The 21,205-nt window shown below is 32.7% G+C and carries 20 protein-coding genes and 2 tRNA genes; 17 read left to right on the forward strand and 5 right to left on the reverse strand.

Annotation, left to right across the window (positions count from 1 at the left end; all coding sequences use genetic code 11):
* Positions 1–160 precede the first annotated feature (160 nt).
* The 13 genes from J3U56_RS06115 (at position 161) to J3U56_RS06175 (ending at position 10,914) form a co-directional block, all read left to right on the forward strand.
* Positions 161–1,219, forward strand: a complete 1,059-nt coding sequence (locus tag J3U56_RS06115) for an alpha/beta fold hydrolase (protein WP_267332842.1) — start codon at positions 161–163, stop codon at positions 1,217–1,219.
* 283 nt (positions 1,220–1,502) lie between these two features.
* Positions 1,503–2,936: an exodeoxyribonuclease I gene (gene sbcB, locus J3U56_RS06120; protein WP_267367073.1), complete on the forward strand. Its 1,434-nt coding sequence runs from the start codon at positions 1,503–1,505 to the stop codon at positions 2,934–2,936.
* 99 nt (positions 2,937–3,035) lie between these two features.
* Positions 3,036–3,497: a CidA/LrgA family protein gene (locus J3U56_RS06125; RefSeq protein ID WP_267332844.1), complete on the forward strand. Its 462-nt coding sequence runs from the start codon at positions 3,036–3,038 to the stop codon at positions 3,495–3,497.
* On the forward strand, positions 3,494–4,183 hold the full coding sequence (locus J3U56_RS06130) for a CidB/LrgB family autolysis modulator (RefSeq protein ID WP_267332845.1): 690 nt from the start codon (positions 3,494–3,496) through the stop codon (positions 4,181–4,183). The genes J3U56_RS06125 and J3U56_RS06130 overlap by 4 nt, the downstream gene beginning before the upstream one ends.
* A 1-nt stretch (position 4,184) precedes the next feature.
* Positions 4,185–4,832, forward strand: coding sequence for an ElyC/SanA/YdcF family protein (locus J3U56_RS06135; RefSeq protein ID WP_267344110.1), 648 nt, complete (start codon positions 4,185–4,187; stop codon positions 4,830–4,832).
* Positions 4,833–4,968: 136 nt separating this feature from the next.
* Positions 4,969–5,697 carry an arginine ABC transporter ATP-binding protein ArtP gene (gene artP, locus J3U56_RS06140; protein ID WP_065633617.1) on the forward strand — a complete coding sequence of 243 codons (729 nt, stop codon included), beginning with the start codon at positions 4,969–4,971 and terminating at the stop codon, positions 5,695–5,697.
* 23 nt (positions 5,698–5,720) lie between these two features.
* Positions 5,721–6,455 (forward strand): transporter substrate-binding domain-containing protein, encoded by a 735-nt coding sequence (locus J3U56_RS06145; protein ID WP_267332847.1) that lies wholly within the window; start codon positions 5,721–5,723, stop codon positions 6,453–6,455.
* 86 nt (positions 6,456–6,541) lie between these two features.
* On the forward strand, positions 6,542–7,318 hold the full coding sequence (gene artQ / locus J3U56_RS06150; protein WP_267344109.1) for an arginine ABC transporter permease ArtQ: 777 nt from the start codon (positions 6,542–6,544) through the stop codon (positions 7,316–7,318).
* A 9-nt stretch (positions 7,319–7,327) separates the two neighbouring features.
* The gene (gene artM / locus J3U56_RS06155; protein WP_267332849.1) at positions 7,328–8,005 is read left to right on the forward strand and encodes an arginine ABC transporter permease ArtM; all 678 of its coding nucleotides are present in this window, start codon (positions 7,328–7,330) and stop codon (positions 8,003–8,005) included.
* 5 nt (positions 8,006–8,010) lie between these two features.
* Positions 8,011–9,846 (forward strand): excinuclease ABC subunit UvrC, encoded by a 1,836-nt coding sequence (gene uvrC, locus J3U56_RS06160; RefSeq protein WP_267347712.1) that lies wholly within the window; start codon positions 8,011–8,013, stop codon positions 9,844–9,846.
* A gap of 108 nt (positions 9,847–9,954) precedes the next feature.
* The gene (gene pgsA, locus J3U56_RS06165; protein ID WP_267332851.1) at positions 9,955–10,509 is read left to right on the forward strand and encodes a CDP-diacylglycerol--glycerol-3-phosphate 3-phosphatidyltransferase; all 555 of its coding nucleotides are present in this window, start codon (positions 9,955–9,957) and stop codon (positions 10,507–10,509) included.
* A 224-nt stretch (positions 10,510–10,733) separates the two neighbouring features.
* Positions 10,734–10,821, forward strand: a tRNA-Leu gene (locus J3U56_RS06170).
* A gap of 17 nt (positions 10,822–10,838) precedes the next feature.
* Positions 10,839–10,914 (forward strand) — tRNA-Gly (locus J3U56_RS06175).
* Between the two features lie 291 nt (positions 10,915–11,205).
* On the opposite strand, the gene J3U56_RS06180 is transcribed toward J3U56_RS06175, so the two are convergent.
* Complete coding sequence (locus tag J3U56_RS06180) at positions 11,206–11,586, reverse strand: VOC family protein (protein WP_267332852.1); 381 nt, start codon at positions 11,584–11,586, stop codon at positions 11,206–11,208.
* Between the two features lie 126 nt (positions 11,587–11,712).
* Here J3U56_RS06180 and J3U56_RS06185 point away from each other — a divergent pair, with 126 nt between their 5' ends.
* On the forward strand, positions 11,713–12,672 hold the full coding sequence (locus tag J3U56_RS06185; protein WP_267367075.1) for a helix-turn-helix transcriptional regulator: 960 nt from the start codon (positions 11,713–11,715) through the stop codon (positions 12,670–12,672).
* A 17-nt stretch (positions 12,673–12,689) separates the two neighbouring features.
* On the opposite strand, the gene J3U56_RS06190 is transcribed toward J3U56_RS06185, so the two are convergent.
* The 3 genes from J3U56_RS06190 to J3U56_RS06200 form a co-directional block, all read right to left on the reverse strand.
* Complete coding sequence (locus tag J3U56_RS06190; protein ID WP_267344105.1) at positions 12,690–13,544, reverse strand: aldo/keto reductase; 855 nt, start codon at positions 13,542–13,544, stop codon at positions 12,690–12,692.
* A 540-nt stretch (positions 13,545–14,084) separates the two neighbouring features.
* Positions 14,085–15,008 carry a LysR family transcriptional regulator gene (locus J3U56_RS06195; protein WP_267367076.1) on the reverse strand — a complete coding sequence of 308 codons (924 nt, stop codon included), beginning with the start codon at positions 15,006–15,008 and terminating at the stop codon, positions 14,085–14,087.
* 497 nt (positions 15,009–15,505) lie between these two features.
* On the reverse strand, positions 15,506–16,438 hold the full coding sequence (locus tag J3U56_RS06200) for a DMT family transporter (protein ID WP_267332857.1): 933 nt from the start codon (positions 16,436–16,438) through the stop codon (positions 15,506–15,508).
* Positions 16,439–16,579: 141 nt separating this feature from the next.
* Between J3U56_RS06200 and J3U56_RS06205 the strand changes: the two genes are divergently transcribed.
* The gene (locus tag J3U56_RS06205; protein ID WP_267332858.1) at positions 16,580–16,855 is read left to right on the forward strand and encodes an MFS transporter; all 276 of its coding nucleotides are present in this window, start codon (positions 16,580–16,582) and stop codon (positions 16,853–16,855) included.
* 374 nt (positions 16,856–17,229) lie between these two features.
* On the opposite strand, the gene J3U56_RS06210 is transcribed toward J3U56_RS06205, so the two are convergent.
* Positions 17,230–18,213, reverse strand: a complete 984-nt coding sequence (locus J3U56_RS06210) for an AEC family transporter (RefSeq protein WP_267332859.1) — start codon at positions 18,211–18,213, stop codon at positions 17,230–17,232.
* Positions 18,214–19,112: 899 nt separating this feature from the next.
* Between J3U56_RS06210 and J3U56_RS06215 the strand changes: the two genes are divergently transcribed.
* The gene (locus J3U56_RS06215) at positions 19,113–19,562 is read left to right on the forward strand and encodes a LexA family protein (RefSeq protein ID WP_267344102.1); all 450 of its coding nucleotides are present in this window, start codon (positions 19,113–19,115) and stop codon (positions 19,560–19,562) included.
* On the forward strand, positions 19,559–20,824 hold the full coding sequence (locus tag J3U56_RS06220; RefSeq protein WP_267367078.1) for a Y-family DNA polymerase: 1,266 nt from the start codon (positions 19,559–19,561) through the stop codon (positions 20,822–20,824). Before J3U56_RS06215 ends, J3U56_RS06220 begins: the two co-directional genes overlap by 4 nt.
* The last annotated feature ends 381 nt before the right edge of the window (positions 20,825–21,205 follow it).

Consider the following 21,205-nt stretch of genomic DNA (forward strand, 5'->3'; position numbering starts at 1 on the left):
AGAAGCTCAAATTAGACATAGCATTATCTCCTGTATAGCGTTATATTTAAGGGTGATGAAATAATTATCAAAGATATAACGAGTGTTCACTCCCCATGAACCTTAATCTTTGTTAAACAATTTATCAGCAAAACGGAAAAATATTACAGGAGGAACCTTTATGTCTTTGATGAAAAAATTGATGATAAGTATTGCGATTGTTACAACGTCATTTTCTAGCTTTTGTCTCGAATTTAATAATCAGCTTGAGGCTGACTACAACATACCTAATTTCAAATTTAATGATGGAAACACGGTCGAAAATTTACGAATACATTATACAACTCTTGGTAACCCAAATGGAAAACCAGTGCTAGTCTTACATGGTACAACGGGAAGTGGAAATGCAATGTTAAATAAAAGTTTTGGTCATGCCCTTTTTGACAAAGGTATGCCCTTAGATGCTGAAAAATATTATATTATTCTTCCTGATGCTATTGGTACGGGTAAATCATCGAAACCTTCAGATGGTCTAAAAAGTGATTTTCCACATTATGATTATACCGATATGGTAAATGCGCAGTATCAACTTGTAAAAAACGGATTAGGAATAAAACATCTTACACTAATAATTGGTAATTCAATGGGTGGCATGGAAACTTGGAAATGGGTTACCCTGTACCCTGATTTTATGACTGCAGCAGTACCATTAGCATCCACACCAGCAGCAATGTCTAGTCGAAATTGGATAATGCGAAAAATGGTCATTAATGCAATTAAAAACGATCCTGATTGGCATAATGGCTTTTATGATAAACAGCCGACAAAGTTCCAAACTGTTTATAATTACTACAATATTGCAACCGATGGGGGGGATATCGCCTGGCAAAACCAAGCATATAATACCGAAATAACTGAACAGATTTTGACAAAAAAACTTAATGAACATGTGACAATGGATACTAATGATTTTCTATACCAATGGGATGCAGCAAGAAATTTCGATCCATCGAACGATTTAACAAAAATTAAAGCCCATTTATTAGTGATCAATTCAGCTGATGATGAAAGAAACCCTGCAAAAACTGGCGTGATGGAAAACGCATTAAAAAAAATTCCTAATGTTAAATATTTTTTAATCCCTGCCAGTGATAAAACTAGTGGACATAGTACAACCATGAAAGCGGATTTATGGAAAGACCAATTATCCACATTTCTTGAAGAAAACAAAATCAATTAATAATCGTAGTTTAATAAAAGTGGGTAATGCATTTTTACCTACTTTTTCCGCTATGTCATAATTGGTTTATTTAAGCCCGAAACACTTACCATTTGTTACAATGTCACAAAAAATATAATTCTCAATGAAATAATCCCCAAGAAAATACTTAGATTCTGTTATAATCAGCTAATTAACTAGTAACATTACTTTTTAGCCATTAAGCTGTCATTTTGAATATCAATAATCAATTATAAAATCATGCAACTTGGTTGACGGCTATAAGGCAGCAAAAACGATAAAAATGAAAAACAACACCGAACTTCCTACTTTTTACTTTCATGATTATGAAACTTTTGGTATCAATCCTGCTTTGGATAGGCCAGCGCAATTTGCTGGAATTAGAACAGATAATGATTTTAATATCATTGAGGAACCTTTAGCCATCTATTGTCAAATTGCTCAAGACTATTTACCAAATCCAGAAGCAGTATTAATCACAGGAATTACACCACAAAAAGCAAATTCGAAAGGTCTGTGTGAAGCAGAGTTTACCAAATTAATTCATCAAGCATTCAGCCAAGCCAATACCTGCATCTTAGGTTATAACAATCTTCGTTTTGATGATGAAGTGACTCGCAATATTTTATATCGAAATTTTTATGACCCTTATGCCTATAGTTGGCAAAATGGCAATTCTAGGTGGGATCTTCTTGATGTTGTGCGTGCTTGTTACGCCTTAAGACCTGATGGTATCAATTGGCCTATTAATGATGCGGGTTTCCCAAGTTTTCGTTTAGAGCACTTAACAAAAGCCAACAATATTGAACATGAACACGCGCATGATGCGATGTCAGATGTTTATGCGACTATCGCTATCGGTAAATTAATTAAACAAAAGCAGCCTAAATTATTTGATTATTTTTTTAAACTTCGCCATAAAAATAACGTTGCGCAACTTATAGACATCATTAACATGACACCAATAATACATGTATCGGGCATGTTAGGTAGTTATCGAGGCAATATAACCATCGTGAGTCCAATAGCTTGGCATCCAACGCAAAATAATGCGGTTATTGTCTGTGATCTTACTGGTGATATCGATTCAATCATTAATTTACCAATTGAACAAATACGGCAAAAACTGTACACCAAAAACGAAGATTTAGCATTAAATGAATCGCGGATCCCATTAAAACTGATTCATATAAACAAATGCCCTATCGTTGCACCATTAAAAACCTTATTACCTGAAAATGCACAAAGGTTAAATATTAATGTAGCGCAATGTTTAATCAAACAGCAACAGTTATTTAAACATCAACACGCTTTACAAAACAAGATGAGAGAGCTATTTAACTCAACTGATGATTACTCCGCTAATAGCGATGTTGATGCTCAAATTTATGCAGGATTTTTAAACAACCAAGATAAATTACGGTGTGAAACTATTCGTACGACACCAATTCAATCACTTGAAAATTTATCAATGAATTTTGATGATGAACGATTAAAGACATTATTCTTTCGTTACAAAGCAAGAAATTACCCTCAAATACTAACCGAACGAGAGCGTATAATCTGGCAGGATTATTGTCAACAGAAACTGAATATAACCAAAGTCCAAGATTATCTGTTAACATTAGAACAACTTGCTCAAACCTATATACAACAACCTGAAAAACTGAATTTAATTAAACAACTTTATCATTATTGCCATTATTTAGTTGGATAATTAAATTTGAGCGGCGTATCATATAAAGAAATATTCATATCATTTCTAAACTTTGAAGTGATCATCATTATCAAAGAAAAATTAATTAGTATTAACGTTATGAAACATTTTTTAGCAAAGCATGCCACAATCAAACACCGTATATACTCTTTATACTACACGTTATTTAGTTATGGTCGAGGATTACTCGTATTAACCGCTTGTTTATGGGTAGGTAATATCATCTCACTGATATTACCAATTATGATTCCAGGCAGTATTATTGGACTACTAATTCTGTTTTTCTTATTAGCTTTTCAATTAATTCCAACTTGTTGGATTAAAAACAGTTGTAATTTATTCATGCGTTACATGACTCTGCTATTCATCCCTGCTGCAATGGGGATTATGGATAATTACTCGTTATTATTAGACAACTGGCTCCCAATCATTTTTGGTAGTGTGGGTGGCTCAATTATTGTCTTATTATTAACGGCCTTTTTGACAGAACATTTACATAATAAATCAACAATAAAAGCCGCCAAAACAGTATCAGAAAATAATGGGGATAAGCAATCATGATATGGATGTTACCTTTAACGCTTTGTGTATTTCTTATTATTCGCAGAATTTCAATAAAAATTAAATCGCCATTATTTAATCCATTGGTGGTTTCTGTCATTGTTTTAATTCCTATTTTACTCATTACAAAAACTAGCTATATTCAATATGTAAATAACGTACAAATAATTAATGACTTACTACCTTATTCAGTGGTCGCATTGGCTTATCCTTTATACGAATTGATACCACAAATCAAAGCACGCTGGAAATCAATAATGCTAATCACCTTCACTGCATCAATCGCCTCAATGATAACGGGCGTATGCATCGTATTTTGGTTGGGGGGAAGTCATGAAATTGCGGCATCAGTTTTACCGAAATCAGTAACGACAGCTATTGCTGTAACTATCGCATCCAATCAAGGAGGTGTCCCTTCAATTGCTGCACTTTGTGTTATTTTAGTTGGCACCTTAGGCGGAATCTTTGGTCATCAATTATTAAATATGGTAAAAATTAAATCTGCTTCAGCAAGAGGTCTTGCAATTGGTGCGGTTTCACATGCTGTTGGTACTGCTCGTTGTATCGAAGTTGATTATAACGAAGGTGCATACAGTTCTTTATCTTTGGTACTATGTGGTATTATGACATCATTGACAGCACCTTTTTTATTCCCAATAATGGTTTTTATTTTTGATTGGTTATAGCATGAACTTAAAAAAGCTATTGGCTTATTTTATCGGATTTTGCTTTATTATAATAACGTTGATTCTTGGTCTTGATTACTGGATCAGTTATAAAACTGCGCCTTATATTTATCAAGACGAAAATCAACTACCGCATCGAGCTATTGGTGTCGTTCTAGGTACATCTAAATATGTACGAGGCGGCGGCATAAATGGATTTTATCGAAATCGCATAGATGGTGCCATAAACCTTTATTGGCAAGGTAAAGTGGATTATCTTCTGCTAAGTGGTGACAATGCATTACTCAGTTATAATGAACCAATTACAATGCAAAAAGATCTGATTAAAGCTGGTATTCCAAAAGAATCTATTGTACTTGATTATGCAGGCTTTAGGACATTTGATTCGGTTGTTCGAGCAAATAAAGTTTTTGATGCCAATGATTTTACGATTATTACTCAAGAGTTTCATTGTGAGCGAGCAATCTTTATTGCATTAGCACAAGGCATTCAAGCACAATGTTTTGCGGTCCCCTCTCCTGACAATATGAAATTAGTAAGAATTCGTGAAATGTTTGCTCGTGTCAGTGCTTTTGTCGATCTTTATATTCTTAATCAAAAACCAAAATATTTAGGACCAGTCATTCCTATTATTGCCCCTGATCGTTAACTCTGATGATCAGCATCTTAAAAAAATGAAAAATGTCGAACAAAACCAATAATCAATTTTTTGTCTCATTTTTGTGATTGCATTTTTATGCAAAAAAAAGTAATATTTAGTCAATTTGAATTTAAGAAAACGAATAATGAATATTGAATTAGACCATATAAACTGTTTTTATGGTACCCACCAAGCTTTAAATGATGTTTCTTTATGTTATCCCCTTGGCGAAACCATTGTTTTGTTAGGACAAAGTGGTGCAGGAAAAAGCTCTTTATTAAAAGTATTTAATTTACTTGAAATTCCAACATCAGGTAAAATGACAATTGCTGATTCTCATTTTGATTTCTCAACTAAAATTAGTGAATCAACAATACGACAATTACGTAAAAATGTTGGTATGGTTTTTCAAAACTACAATTTGTGGCCACATTTAACAGTACTAGAAAATTTAATTGAGGCGCCTTGTCAAGTTTTAAAGCTTTCTAAACAAGAAGCCAGTGACAAAGCTATGTCGATTTTAGCTCGGTTACAAATCGATGAAATGGCACATCGCTACCCACTTCATCTATCTGGCGGTCAACAACAACGTGTTGCTATCGCTAGAGCATTGATGATGGAACCACAAATTTTATTATTTGATGAACCAACTGCGGCTTTAGATCCGGCAATTACATCGCAAATAGCCGAGATTATTAATGAATTATCTCAAACAGGGATCACACAAATTATTGTCACGCATGAAGTTGATTTTGCTCGAAAAGTGGCTTCACAAGTGATTTATATGGAACACGGTAAAATTATTGAGCAAGGACAACTAGAATGTTTTGCTCATCCAAAAACCGAAGAATTTAAATCTTATTTATCACATTAATTAATATAAAATTGGGTGGATATATGAAAAAAACGTTACTAGCCATTTTGCTTGCAGGATCAGCTTTTGCTGCTCAAGCTGCAGAAACCTTAACCATTGGTACAGAAGCGACTTATGCGCCTTTTGAGTTTACCAACGAAAAAAATGAAATTGTTGGATTTGATATTGATGTGATTAATAAAATTTGTGATGAAATTAAAGCATCATGTAATATTGTTAATCAATCATTCGATGGATTAATTCCTAGTTTAAAAACTCGCCGTATTGATGCTGCAATTGCAGGTATTGATGTGACACCAGAACGCCAAAAACAAGTGGATTTTACTAAAATATATTATGATGATAGTTCTATTCAATTTATTACACTAAAAGATTCATTAACCAGTTTAGATCAACTAAAAGGCAAACGAATTGGTATACAAAAAGGGACAACTTATTCAAAATATTTGAATGAAAAATATCCTGATGTTAAAGCCGTAAGTTATGACAGTTATCAATTTGCTTTTTTAGATTTAAAAGCCAAACGCATTGATGCTATTGTTGCAAGTTCATTTGTTGCTGGTGACTGGCTAGGTAAAGATAGTGAAATTGTCGCATTAGGTGATAAAATTACTGATCATGAATTTTTTGGTGAAGGTTTAGGTATAGCGTTACGTAAAGGTAACGATAAATTACGTGATCAATTTAACCAAGCTATTGATAAACTGAAAGCAAATGGTCAATTAGACGAAATTTACAAAAAATGGTTTAATAAATAATCATTAAACTTTAATTTAGACTTTATGATGACCTCGCCGCATATTTTGCGGCGAGTTTATTTTTTTAATTTAACAACGGTTTTTTTATGTCAGACTTTCTTGCAAACGGGATGAACTGGATCTTATCATCAATGGATGGTTATATTTTGCCGCTTACTAAAGCGACATCTATTACCTTGTCATTAGCGTTTATATCGCTAATTGTAGGCATGTTTTTTGCGTTTATTTTTACAATTTTAGAATCCGTTCCTTTTAAACCCGTTGCATGGTTAATGTCACTGTTTAACTTAACCATACGTGCCCTACCAGAACTTTTGATAGTGGTAGCAATTTATACAGGATTACCTTTGCTATTAATGGCATTAGATGATGGTTTTTCTATATCATTAGGTTTTACATCATTCACACTACAAATGAATATCGAAAATACAAAACCCGATCCTTTTTTATGTGGTGTGATCGCCTTATCATTACTTTATGCTGTTTATGCATCACAAACATTACGAGGGGCATTCAAAGCGATTTCAAGTGGACAAAAACAGGCAGCACAGGTGCTGGGATTAAGTAAATCACGTACTTTTTTCCGTATTATTTTGCCTCAAATGTGGCGCCATGCTCTACCTGGATTAAGTAATCAATGGTTAATTTTACTAAAAGATACAGCACTAGTGTCAGCCATTGCTATTGATGATTTAATGATGCAAACGAAAACAATTATAGCTCGAACAAATCAACCCTTTCTCTGGTATTTTATTGCTATGATTATTTACTTGGTTATTTCGATTTTAAGCCAAAAAGTTATCGGGCGAATCGAAAAACGCTCAACCTATTTTGAACAATCTAATTCTGCTAATAACCAGTAAGGTCAATTTATGTTTGATAATTTTATTTACTATCTTAAAATCATTTTACAGGGGTTACCTAATACACTAAGTTTGGGTATTTTAGGGATCTTATCTGCTGGTTTATTAGCAATAATCTTTTCTTGCTTATTATCATTGAATTCGAAAGTATTAACTAAGGCAATTCGAACCTATATTATTATATTTACGGGTTCACCACTGCTAGTCCAATTATTTTTAATTTATTATGGACCATCACAATTTGGTCAAACGTTAAGTCATGTACCAGCATTTTATGATCTTATCTCCTCGCCTTGGTTTTGTGCTTACTTAGCTCTGACACTTAATAGTGCAGCTTATACTACTCAGATTTTTTATGGGGCTCTAAAAGCAGTGCCACAAGGGCAGTGGCAGGCTTGTAAAGCTTTAGGTATGAACAAATGGCAGACGTTGAAAGTTGTTATGCCTTATGCATTAAAACGATCATTATCAACCTATTCCAACGAAGTGGTTTTTGTAGTTAAAGGCACTGCTCTAGCGTCTATGATACCGGTAATGGACATTATGGGATACAGTAATGAATTAAATGGTGATTACTACGACTTTTCAATTTTTATTGTTGCAGGCTTAATTTATCTCTTGATAAATGGTTTATTAAGCACCATTATGAGAGTTATAGAGAAAAAAGCCCTCACATTCGAAAACTAATAAATATGAGCCAATTTGATTCGACATCTTTTTTAAAAACTGTTCCCCATAAACCGGGTATTTATCAGATGTTCAATGATAAAGACACGATTATTTATGTGGGAAAGGCCAAAGATCTCAATAATCGATTAAAAAGCTATTTTAATAATAGTAAAAAAACGTTAAAGACCGATAGACTGGTAAGTCACATTCATCGAGTTGAATTTACTATTACTAATACCGAAACAGAAGCTTTATTACTCGAACAGACTTATATTAAAAAGCATCAACCTCGTTATAATGTACTATTAAAAGATGATAAAAGTTATCCCTTCATCAAATTAAGTAAAGAACGTCATCCCCAATTATCACTTTATCGAGGGACAGTTAATCGCAAAAAAGATGAATTTTTTGGTCCTTACCCAAGTGGCTATGCAGTTAAACAAATTCTTGCACTATTGCAAAAAACGTTTCCGATAAGACAATGTTTAAACTCGACTTATCGTAACCGTACTCGCCCTTGCTTACAGTACCAAATAAAAAGATGCTTAGGGCCTTGTGTACCAGGGTTAGTCAGTGATGAAGATTATAACGAACAGGTTAATTATGTAAGATTATTTTTATCGGGACAATCTGAACAAATTTTACAAAAAATAACTGAAGATATGCAAACAGCAAGCCGCGAATTAAATTTTGAAAAAGCAGCGGTATTACGTGACCAGTTACAAGCTATCAAACACATTAATGAAAAACAGGCCATTTACAATAATAATGATAATCTTGATGTAATTGGATTCCATTATGAACTCGGTTTAGCATGTATCTATGTATTATTTATTCGTAATGGACAAACCTTTGGACATCGCTCCTACTTCCCTAAAGTTCCATCAAATACCGAATTAGAAGAAGTTATTGAAACATTTTTAGGTCAATTTTATTTACAAGGAAACCAAAATCGTAATATACCTAAAAAGATTTTACTCAATTTTTCATTATCCGATAAACAGCCAATGGAAGAGACGCTGTCACTTATTGCTGAACATCAAGTTAAACTGATCGATGAGCCCAAAGGAGACAATTTAAAGCTTTTGAATATTGCAACGATTAATGCACAAACAGAAGTTAAAAATAAACTGCTAGAAAATTCCACAATTAAACAACGTTATGATGCCTTACAAACGTTTTTGGGAATTAAAAAAATTAATCGCATGGAATGTTTTGATATCAGTCACTTTATGGGAAAAAACACTATTGCATCTTGTGTAGTTTTTGATGACAAAGGTCCAGTTAAATCAGAATTTCGCCGTTATAATATCACCGGCATCACACCGGGCGATGATTATGCAGCAATGCAACAAGTGTTAACACGTCGTTACAGCAAAAAAGATCTACCTGAAGAAAAGATACCCGATATTATTTTTATCGATGGTGGTAAAGGTCAACTTAACCAAGCTCTACAAGTTTTTGAACAACTCGATGTAAATTGGGATAAACATCACCCTATTTTGATTGGTGTAGCCAAAGGGGCTGAACGTAAAGAAGGATTAGAAACACTCTTTTTTGAAGCGCATGGAATAGGACACTATTTAGATGACCATTCCCCTGCACTATTATTAATTCAACAAATACGTAATGCATCACATGATCATGCCATTGTTGGTCAACGCAAAAAAGGGGTAAAACAGCTCACTGACAGTGCTTTAGAGCATATTGAGGGCGTGGGCGGAAAGCGCCGACAAGCATTACTTAAACATTTTGGTGGTTTACGAGAATTAAAAAACGCCAGTATAGATGAAATTGCACAAGTGCAAGGGATATCTAAATCTTTAGCTGAAAAAATTTATCTCAATTTGCAACAATAACACATTGAAAAATTAAAATTTTTCAGGCAACATAATCATAATAAAAACACTGTTTTTTTAATTGTTACTAATTATTTGATTAATCAAACAAAAAAGAGCTTATGTCACATGAAAATTAATTTCCCTACAGTTTTAACCTTATTCCGAGTTATATTAATTCCTTTTTTTGTGATGGCTTTTTATCTATTTCCGCATGAGTGGTCAGGTTTTTTTTCTGCCTTAATTTTTTTAATCGCAGCAGTCACTGATGTGTTAGATGGTTACCTTGCGCGTCGTTTAGGTCAAACAACAAAATTTGGTGCTTTTTTAGATCCTGTCGCCGATAAAATTATGGTCACTATTGCTTTAGTTTTGATTACTCAATACTACCAATCGTGGTGGATCTCTATTCCTGCAATCATTATTGTTTCAAGGGAAATCATCATATCAGCATTACGTGAATGGATGGCTGAAATAGGCAAACGCGGTAATGTTGCGGTATCTTCAATCGGCAAAATAAAAACTATCGCACAAATGACAGCCTTGACTTGGTTACTCTGGCGGCCTTGTGATATTGTTATTTATGCAGGTCTTGCAGCTCTTTTTCTAGCAACAATTTTAACTTTACTATCCATGTTACAATATTTATGGATAGCACATAGCGATCTGTTGGATGAAGAGTAATTTATCTAAAAATCACTAAAAACCAGCTTTAGTGTAATTTTGTGATCGTCCATTATATTCACAAAATTACACGCCCTTTTCCCCAAAAAACACAATATTAAAACAACAATAAGTTAAACATTGAACAATTAAACAATTAATCAAAAATATCTGTTGACTGAAATCATAAGATAGGTAAAATGCACAGCATTCAAAACGAATTACATTTTAGTAAGCAGTTTTGAGCCCGGGTGGTGAAATCGGTAGACACAAGGGATTTAAAATCCCTCGGCCTTTTTGGCCGTGCGAGTTCAAGTCTCGCCCCGGGCACCATTTAAAACATGTCTCATGCGGGAATAGCTCAGTTGGTAGAGCGCAACCTTGCCAAGGTTGAGGTCGCGAGTTCGAACCTCGTTTCCCGCTCCAATATCACAATCCTGTATAATCTATTAAAGTCCGCAAAGTTCAGATATTGATTGATGCCTACTGATTCTGAACTGAAATGAAGTTTAAGCGATAGCTTATTTAAATACATCGATATTATTAATGTATCTTGCAATTCAAATTATCACCTCAAGCCCAAACATATTTTTCCTAAGCAAAATCCAATTCACGAGATGCTCCCGTGCTCAACCCTATTTTTTTATGAAATGAAATCCTCATAAACTATGGCTACAAAATGAAGTCCCCATGGTTTTAATTTCTAAAGATATTATTTCACTCAAACTTTGAAGTATCGGTAGCACAAACACGGAGTCGATGACCATCGGGATCATTTCCTACAAATGTGTACCCGAAATCGAGCATTTGCGGTTTAAGTTCAATTTTGACGTTTAGTTCTTTCCAGGTCGCATAAATCTCATCTACTTCATTTTTTGTTACATCACTAAACGACAGCTCAAAACCGCCATAATGATTGGGTGCCTTTGGGGTTATTTTATCAGCCTCTTGAAGGCCCAAAATAAAATTATCATTCAATAAAAATACAGCAAAACCAGGATAAGTTTTAACTGGTGGGCGCCCTAGTATTTTTGTGTAAAACGCTGTACTAACATCGACATCTTTGACATAAACAATAACGCTATTAGGTTTAAACATTTTTCTTTCCTTTTAGTGATAAAAATTAGTTCAATTAATTTTAGTTGTCTCTATTTTGATGTAGCATTGCTGACAACTGTATGTCATATTTAAAATTCAATCTAAATTATTTTGCAAACATAAAGCATGAAAATTAATCGTATAATTACTACCATCATGGTATTGCTACAAAGAGAAAAAATAACTGGTAAAGAATTAGCAGAAAAATTAAATGTATCATTGCGTACTATTTACCGAGATATACAAGTTATCGAGGGAGCGGGTATACCCATTATTACCTATCAAGGAAGTGCCGGTGGAATAAGTATTTTAAAAAATTATAAAATTAGTAAAGGTCTATTCACTAAAGAAGATGTCATTGTTTTATTAAAGGGACTCAACTTATTATCCTCACCGGTTTTAAAAGAAAGTGAAAATTTAAGAACACTCGAGAAAATAAAGAGTTTTTTATCAGAACAAGAACTTGATGAAGTGACAAATAACTTAAATCAACTTATTGTTGATTTATCTCCCTGGTTTTCCAAACAAAATATTGATAACAAACTATCTATTATAAGACTGGCACTGAAAGAGCAAATGCTTTTATCGTTTGATTATTTGGGTGTTAGGAATAAACAAGCCTCACGTTTAATTGAGCCATATAAACTTATTTTTAAGGAAAAAGAGTGGTATTTACAAGCTTTTTGTCTAACTAAAAATGACTTTCGTGTATTTAAATTGTCAAAAATGTCAAACATTAGAAAAACAAACACTAAATTTATTAAGCAGACAACGCCTGAAGTCTTCTCTTTGTTCCAAACGGATATGAAAAAAAAGAGTTTTAAAATAAAATTACTAATAGATGAATCGCTTTTGGAACGTATTTTAGATTTTTGTGACGAAAAAGATATTAAGAAATTAAATGGACAACAGTATCTTGTAGATTTTAACTTTATTGATGATGACTACAGTTATGGCATTTTACTAAGCTTAGGCCATCAATGTATTTGTTTAGAGCCTAAGCATATACGTCAAAAACTTGTTGAACGAGCGAAAAAATTAGTTAAATCTTACAAAGAAACTGTCAATCCATTTAAGTCAAATTAGCCTCGATAACTAAAAATTTAAACATCTAATCTCCGGCTGGTTAACCATTTTACTTTTTCCGGATCTCGATGATCAAAAAATTGACTTGTATTTGTATCAAGCGCTGCTATTTGTTGCATATCTTTATCTGAAAGCTCAAAATCCCAGATATCTTGATTTTCAACTATACGCTCTTTACGCACAGATTTAGCCAAGCTTGCAATGCCTCGTTGTGCTAACCAACGTAATACCACTTGCCCTATTGTCTTACCATATTTAACGGCAATTTGACCTAACACAGGATGCGAAAATAAACCATTTTTCCCTTCAGCAAAAGGCGCCCAGGCTTGAGGCGTTATGCTCTCTTTTTGCATATAAGGCACGGCTTCAAGCTGTTGTTGGAATGGGTTAACTTCAATCTGATTTACGGCAGGAATAATAGAATGAAATGCAGTTAAATCAGCTAATCTATCAGGTTGAAAATTACTGACGCCAATAGCACGAGCTTTACCTGCTGAATAAAGCTCTTGCATTGCTTGCCAGGCACCATGAACATCACCATAAGGTTGATGAATTAAATATAAGTCAACATAGTCTAATTGCAAACGATTTAATGAACGTTCAAATTGAGCCTTAGCACCATTGTAATTGGCATCTTGCAACCATAATTTAGTCGTAATAAATAATTCTGCTCGATCAATCCCATGTGCACGAATGGCATTACCAACTTCAGTTTCATTTTGGTAACTTGCAGCTGTATCAATCAACCGATAGCCAGAATCAATCGCATCATGTACGGCTGTTTCACACTCTTTCTTATCGGTCATTTGAAAAACACCAAACCCTAAGATAGGCATCTCGATACCATTATTTAATGTTATTGTTCTTTTCATAGCTCATACCTCAGTTATTATAGTTAGCTTATTATTAAACAGCTTACTACAATGATAAAGTAGGTAATACAACATGCACTAATGAAAATTTTTCATTTATCCTACTTTTTAATATGTCAATGATTGCTATTGATGGAATTTTTTTAACGTAAAAACTCAATATAACCAAAAGGTTATATCATTAATTGTTAGATTAATTTTAAAAAAATCATTAAAATTGAGATCCATTGAGGTATTTACTGACACAAAATTAGCAGAATTAATTGAAAGACCAATATCAATAAGTAAGTTGGAAGTGATTATTCATTTTGTAACATCAAACTTTATAGTTGTGCATCTATTTTTAACCTCATGTCTAAATAAACTTTTTATTAATAACTGTAGGGCATCATCGTTTATTAAAACGCTAAAGTTTTTATAAAAAATTCCAGTAAACCATGCATACAAATGTAATAAGCATAATAGATAATAAAAACGTTAATAGTTTAATTCACCTTTTTCCACTAATAAAAGAATAAATGCGGCTATAGAAAACCAGTATTATCTACTAATTTTATCAGTAAAATACTCGATGAAAACCTTAAGTTTAGTTGAATTTTTATATGTAGAAGGATAAAGAAAGCAAAATTCCCAAGTATGTTCTTTATTATACTCAGACAAAATTTCAACTAATTCTTTTCTTTCTAACTCATCTTGTACAGAGAAACTAAAAAGTTGAACTATACCGCCATCATTTAAGGCTAAAAATTTAGTCGCTTGAATACTATCAAAGATTTGTATTTGGCTATTTTCAATATTGTCTTTATCTATATTTTTATTTAAAGATGCCCATTGAAATCGTTTATAATTCTGACTTGAGCTAAAATTGATACATTTATGATTAATTAGCTCATCAGGACAAACAATCGTGCCATTTTTGGCAAGATAATTGGGACTAGCATATAATCCAGTAGTAGCAATAAACAATCTTTTTTTGATAAGAAAAGCCTCTAGTTTGGTGTTTTCTTGTACCAGTCTAACTGATAGATCATACTCTTCTGCTATAAAATCAATATTTCTATTAGTAACATGAAAATCGAGCTTCAAATTAGGAAACGCTTCGGTAAAATCGGCTAGATAAGGTGATATTTTATAATTAAAAAAGGTCTCTGGTACGCTTATTTTTAATCTACCACCAATTGAATTTTTTTCATTTTTAATAGAATGGCCAGCATTAATTAGCATATCGAATATTTCAGAACATTTCTTATAATAGATACGCCCTTCCTGAGTCAGTTTGACTTGGCGTGTACTACGTGAAAACAAGTCAAATCCGATTCTTTCTTCAAGTCTTTTAATAGAACGACTAACAGCAGCAGGAGTAATATTTAAGTATTGAGCAGTAACTGAAAAATTCTCATTTTCTGCTGCCACTAAAAATAACTCAAGGCTAGCGATATGCATAGTTTTAAACTGTTTTTTCATCGGATTGTCTTTATTTATGAATACTAACTGCTATCAAAATATTTTATATTTTGGCCTAATTGCTGACAAAAAAACTTATTTATAAGCAATGTAATGAATTACAAGAAATATTAATACATCAATTTTGCCACAAATTACATCTGTTTTTCATGCCCATTATGGATAAGTATCGTCTCCTAATTCTTATTAGGAATATCTTCAATGGCAATACTATTTTTCAATTTATTAAAATAGAAATAATCACTTAAAAAACCTGCTTACACTTTTGTGCGAATACATTTAGCAAGCGACGTTCTATTTTTTTTAGAATCCACTCCCTTTTTATTGATCCAATATTTATATTCCAACCATTATCTACAACCGTTTTAAAAAAGAATGAGAACTTATCATCACAAAACCAGTTTTATAACCGAGTTTAGCAATATGATGAATAAAAATAATAACAAATAATCTGTTTCTCATCGCAGTTTTTCTTATTTTTAATATTATGAATTTATTTATTTTTGTTTACTGTCATTTTTTCTCATAAAAATATTATTAAGAATCAGTGCAATTATAGTGATTATCGCACCTATAATTTCGATATATGAAATAGAATGACCTTGATAGATACCAATAATAAAAGCAATGACAGGGACTAAATTAACAAAAAGAATACCATTAATCGCACCAAGACCATTGATACCTGCATTCCAAGTAATGATCACTAATGTGGTTATGACAAGTATAAAAATATCAAATCCACTTGTGATAAATACACTCAGACTAGGAAGTTTTGCTAAGCCTAAAAAAGATGCAATTAAAGTAATCGTGATAATACTTATTACGCTAAGAGAAGAACTTAACGCTGTAACTCTTAACGCGCTCCATTTGTCTTTTGTCATCACCATATTTGCAAAATAGGTATAAATAACCCAACAAATTGTAGCGGCCAACAATAGTACATCACCTAAAAAGCTTGATGAAGCTATCAGATGATTAAAATCTCCATTCGTTATAACCAAAACTATTCCTACAAAAGCTAATAGCGTGCATAAACTTGTTTTAATGTTAGGTATATTGTGATTGAGGATAGATGATAAAATCATTGAGAGCATCGGCATTAACGCTAATATAATTGTTGCATGCTCAGCAGATGAAAAACCAATGCCGATAAACGTTAGGAAGTTTAATCCAGCAAAACCGATTGTGCCAAAAAGCCACAATTGAAAAGCTTTTCCTTCCGTTTGATAACTTTTTTTACCTTCGATAACAAGCAGAACAATGCTTACAAGAAAAGCACCAAGAACGTAGCGAATAACAGTAAGATAATAACCATCTATACCCGATGATACCGCATGTTTTGAAGCGGGATACATAATCCCCCAGCCAAAGACAGTCACCAATAAATATAATGTGTATTTATAATGTTCTATTCGAATATCCTTCATAAAAAAATAACCTACTTTTCGTATTATTTATTTTATTGACTTTTATAATATTTTTTTATGAAAAGATCATTATCGTCGAGGTAATATCTTTTTTTACATTTTGTAATATCTGATATTGCATTCTTGAGTAAACATGATTTGATGAGTTTGTTTCTTACTGGATTTGGCTTATCAATGGTTTATCCACTTCTTGCCTTACCTGCAATAAAAAGTATGTCACATAAAGATATTGGTCTTGCTCTAAGTACCTATGAATCGTGTTTTGATATTGGAATTCTTTTATCTGGCTTTACAGGCGGAATTATTGTGTCGAGTTTTGGTTATAATGCAACGTTTATATTTGCATTTATATGTAGTTTATTCGCTATATTTCCTTCAATACTTTCATATAAACAAATTGAAAAAAATCAAAACTAAGCTAAATAACTAAACCAAGTTGGTACGCCAATAGCTATAAGTGCCACTTTAATTTATTAGGTTCATTAATAATTTTAATCCGTTTGAAGCTACGAGCATAAGATAAACTCTGTTCACAAGTAAAAAGCATTCAACTTGGGAGGATGCTTATAGATTACAAATAATTGGCGGGAATTATAACTTGTTATACCCTATTACCTTAGTTCACAATCATATTGTTGCCAGGAAGAGTATCGATGATGTCAGTTGTTATTATTGATAATTTTATTGTTAGCAAAGTATTGCATAACTTTAATTATCTGAATTTTTTTGTTAAAAAATCAAACTATCCTCATCTAGCACTTGGCTAAATGAGGATGAGATTATTTAAATGATTAATGAACGCCAGGAATAGTGAATTCCATAATAAGTAATAACGTTGGTAAAATAAAGATAGATAAGATTGTTGAAGCAAAGAAAATACTCGATGCGTGCTCTTGTTCGACTTCCCAATCGTAAGCCAAAATAACTGCGGTTGATGCAGTTGGCATCGCTAATAAAAAGACTAACTCTTCGGCTTCGATACCTTTAAGTCCAAAAAGATGCACAGCAATTAATGCAACAACGGGAGTTACAAAACTCTTTAAAAGCACATTAACCACTAATAGTTTAGATAAATTTAATTGAACACCATATATCCCTACGCCAACAGCAATAAGTGAAATAAAGTTACATGCATTGGACATAATATCAAAAGTATTAAACACAAAATGCGGCATCCAAGTTAAACCATTAGTGACACTAACAATTAACCCTAAAATAACAGCCAAAAACATTGGTTTCATAAGCGAGTTTTTCACTGCGCTAAAAATCATATTGCCTGTTACTTTACCGCCAGATACTTTAGTATGACATAATTCTAATAAGAAAATTGTCATTGGAATTAATGATAAAGCCACAACAAAATTCGCAATGGCGACAGAAATGGTTGACGATGCACCTAACATTAATGTCAAAAATGGTACGCCCATCCCGCCCATATTAGGGAAACAGCATAACATTGAATTCATGGTGGTTGATTTTAAATCTTTACCCAATAAGTATTTATTAGTTAAAAAACAGATTATCCACAAAAATGACATTGTGCAGAAAAAAGCAATCATCCAAATGCCGTTAAATATCTCTGATGGCTTTGCATGGGCAGTGTGGACAAAAAGTAATGCTGGGAAGACAAAGTTTGATACCAAGCCAGATAATAGTTTTTTTGAATCTTTTGTGAAGATTTTTTGTTGAACGCAAAACCACCCCAGAAAGATCAATAAAAAAACGGGAAGACAAGAACTTACAACTTGCCAAACGGCAGACCAAATCAAATTCATTTTTTAAAACTCCTAAAATAATATTACTTAAAATACATATTCGGTATTTGGTTGGATTTTTGGATGAACGCTTATTTTTATAAACCAAATTAAATTAATTAGACAATAAAGCTGAACATACCTGATGTAAGCTTGGTATATTTAAGACATGGTTAACATTAAAATCCACAGCATCTTTATTGGTCACACTATAACTTGGGCGCTATTATAGCTTATTCCGATCTACCTTGTGTTAAGCAAGCCCTAGTAAGATTCTTAAAAAAAGAAAAAACCATTAAAACTTAGTCCGATTTATGTCAAAGGAATTTTTTTAAATCAATATAAAATATAATGTTATTAAAATCAAAAAGATGAGTGTTAAATTATAGTAAAAATAAAATCTATACAAAAAGGCCTTAAAGTATAGCCTAAGTATAGATTATTGGTGTAAATGTTCAGTCGATAATAAATCAATTTATTTAATTGACTTATATCTATTTATTTATCATTAAGCTGGTTTGTTATTTTACAAAAAAACCGCAAAATAATCATCAAAAGGTAACAGTATTTATGACAATTATCTTTAAAATTAATTAACGATTAATCAATATAATGTAAATTATTTATTGGTACGCAAAGATAAGGCATAAATTTTATAGGCAAATTATCGATTATTCGTTGTTTAACTCAATTTAAATTAAGATCATTTAGCCATCATTTTTTCATTTACTATATCGGCTAACCTAGCAGTAAACATATTAATTTTTGGCTATTATTTAGTCCATTTCGATCTATTTACACTAGTTTTTATTGAATCCTCAAAAATAAACTGTATATTTATACAGTATTATTCGTTTTTTATCACGAATTAAATAGATGTAATTCTGTTAGTATCGATAAATTATGTTAGGAGAGTATGCTTGCGTAAAGTTTCTATTATTGTGCTTGGCATGGTAGATGGTTCAGTAAAAAAACATTTACCTTTGGTTGATACGCCCGTCAGAGCGGGTTTTCCTTCTCCAGCGGATGACTATTTGGAAACTAAGCTTGATCTTACCGATCACTTAGTTAAACATCCAAGCGCAACCTATTATATCAAAGCACAAGGCGATTCAATGATTAATTACGGCATTTATAGTGGTGATCTGCTAGTTGTAGATCGCTCTTTAATGCCGCAGATAGAAGATATTGTGGTCGCCGCAGTTGATGGTGAATTAACCTGTAAATGTTTAGGGATTATTAATGGGCAACACCATTTATTATCGGGCAATGAATTTTATCCGCCTATTTCGCTAGCGGGTAAAGAGGTACATATTTGGGGCGTAGTAATACATACGATTCACTCCTTACGAAAGCGTGGCAACACATGATTGGTTTGATTGATTGTAATAACTTTTATGCTTCGTGTGAGCGCGTTTTTAACCCAAAACTAGAAAAAAGACCAATTGGTATTTTGTCCAATAATGATGGTTGTGTTATTGCTCGCTCAAATGAACTTAAGCCATTAGTACCAATGGGTATGCCCGCATATCGAATTGAACCCAAAATCCGTAAACACATTACCTTATTAAGCTCTAACTATGAACTTTATGGCGACATGAGCCAACGGGTTTTTAATACAGTCGGTCATTATACTACCGATATTCAACCCTACTCCATTGATGAAGCTTTTATTCAATTAAATGGGTTTAACGATGTGATAGCACATTGCCAAAATTTAAGAACAATTGTAAAACGAGATACAGGTATTCCTGTCAGCATTGGTATTGCAACAACCCACACTTTAGCAAAATTAGCAAATCATATAGCGAAAAAACAAGCTAAATATCAAGGGGTCTACCACCTTCCTAACAAGCCTGTTTTATTGGATAAAATTTTAAAAACATTTCCAGTAGAAGAGATTTGGGGTGTGGGTAGACGTATTGCCCAAAAATTACAAACGTTAAATATTCATAGCGCATGGGATCTACGTCAAGCAAATTTAAAACAGATTAGGCAACAATTTTCAGTCGTGCTTGAACGTACAGTACTCGAGCTACAAGGTGTTAACTGCATTGAATTAGATGATCTCAACACACCTAAACAAAACATCATGACATCGCGAAGTTTTGGACAACTAACTGGGGAACTATTTGATATACAGGAAGCCATTCGCATTCATGCCAGTCGGGGAGCTGAAAAACTAAGACAGCAAAACGCTATTGCTAATGCGGTGCTAGTCTTTTTGAAAACCAACCGCTTTCGTCAAGATTTAATGCAATATAATCCTTCAATTGTAGTCCCTTTATTAACACCAACTGATGATACAAGACTCATTATTCACGCTGCACAAAAAGGGTTACAGGCTATTTATAGAAAAGGTTTTTTGTTTATGAAAGCTGGTGTAATGTTACTTGATTTAAAGGTAAAAGATAACTTCTGTCAAACTGACTTATTTAGTTCTGAGCTTGCGCCTAACTCGCAACAAAAAAGTGATCAATTAATGAAAACAATCGATAACATTAATCAAAAAATGGGCAAAAATACCATTCAATTAGGGGGTAATAGAAAAACGGCACCTTGGCAAATTAAAAGAGAACTGCTCAGTAAACGTTACACTACGCGCTGGGATGAATTACCGCTAGTTAAATAAACATAAAGTTTACATCATAATCAATTTATGATATTGATTAATATCAACTTAATATCCTAAATAAAATAATAAATAAACGGTTTACGTTTGCTTAAATTTTGTTGCTAATAGATATAAAACACAGACTAGATAGTGAATTGCTTAATCAGTCAGAATCGACCTTTTTAAAAGCTTTAGTGTCGAAGAATCAAATCATTGCAAACTATCACCATGATTTAATAGTAAATTTATTTGATTGTAAATATTAAGATGCAGATGGTGTTAATAGAACAATCATTCAATTGTGTTATTCATGTTTTGAAAGTCAATATTTCAGATCTAATTAAAATCGCATCTAATATTACTAATTCATACAGCTATGTAGCGATGTTTAAGTTTGTA

The sequence above is a fragment of the Gilliamella sp. B2824 genome, from assembly GCF_026536245.1.
In the GTDB taxonomy this organism is placed as follows: Bacteria; Pseudomonadota; Gammaproteobacteria; order Enterobacterales; family Orbaceae; genus Gilliamella.

Coding starts and splice junctions, on each gene's coding strand:
- sbcB (WP_267367073.1), top strand. CDS start 1,503: ATGAAAAACAACACCGAACTTCCTACTTTTTACTTTCATGATTATGAA.
- uvrC (WP_267347712.1), top strand. CDS start 8,011: ATGAGCCAATTTGATTCGACATCTTTTTTAAAAACTGTTCCCCATAAA.
- artP (WP_065633617.1), top strand. CDS start 4,969: ATGAATATTGAATTAGACCATATAAACTGTTTTTATGGTACCCACCAA.
- pgsA (WP_267332851.1), top strand. CDS start 9,955: ATGAAAATTAATTTCCCTACAGTTTTAACCTTATTCCGAGTTATATTA.
- J3U56_RS06135 (WP_267344110.1), top strand. CDS start 4,185: ATGAACTTAAAAAAGCTATTGGCTTATTTTATCGGATTTTGCTTTATT.
- J3U56_RS06115 (WP_267332842.1), top strand. CDS start 161: ATGTCTTTGATGAAAAAATTGATGATAAGTATTGCGATTGTTACAACG.
- J3U56_RS06190 (WP_267344105.1), bottom strand. CDS start 13,544: ATGAAAAGAACAATAACATTAAATAATGGTATCGAGATGCCTATCTTA.
- J3U56_RS06145 (WP_267332847.1), top strand. CDS start 5,721: ATGAAAAAAACGTTACTAGCCATTTTGCTTGCAGGATCAGCTTTTGCT.
- J3U56_RS06195 (WP_267367076.1), bottom strand. CDS start 15,008: ATGAAAAAACAGTTTAAAACTATGCATATCGCTAGCCTTGAGTTATTT.
- J3U56_RS06220 (WP_267367078.1), top strand. CDS start 19,559: ATGATTGGTTTGATTGATTGTAATAACTTTTATGCTTCGTGTGAGCGC.
- J3U56_RS06200 (WP_267332857.1), bottom strand. CDS start 16,438: ATGAAGGATATTCGAATAGAACATTATAAATACACATTATATTTATTG.
- J3U56_RS06130 (WP_267332845.1), top strand. CDS start 3,494: ATGATATGGATGTTACCTTTAACGCTTTGTGTATTTCTTATTATTCGC.
- artQ (WP_267344109.1), top strand. CDS start 6,542: ATGTCAGACTTTCTTGCAAACGGGATGAACTGGATCTTATCATCAATG.
- J3U56_RS06185 (WP_267367075.1), top strand. CDS start 11,713: ATGAAAATTAATCGTATAATTACTACCATCATGGTATTGCTACAAAGA.
- J3U56_RS06210 (WP_267332859.1), bottom strand. CDS start 18,213: ATGAATTTGATTTGGTCTGCCGTTTGGCAAGTTGTAAGTTCTTGTCTT.
- J3U56_RS06180 (WP_267332852.1), bottom strand. CDS start 11,586: ATGTTTAAACCTAATAGCGTTATTGTTTATGTCAAAGATGTCGATGTT.
- artM (WP_267332849.1), top strand. CDS start 7,328: ATGTTTGATAATTTTATTTACTATCTTAAAATCATTTTACAGGGGTTA.
- J3U56_RS06205 (WP_267332858.1), top strand. CDS start 16,580: ATGAGTTTGTTTCTTACTGGATTTGGCTTATCAATGGTTTATCCACTT.
- J3U56_RS06125 (WP_267332844.1), top strand. CDS start 3,036: ATGAAACATTTTTTAGCAAAGCATGCCACAATCAAACACCGTATATAC.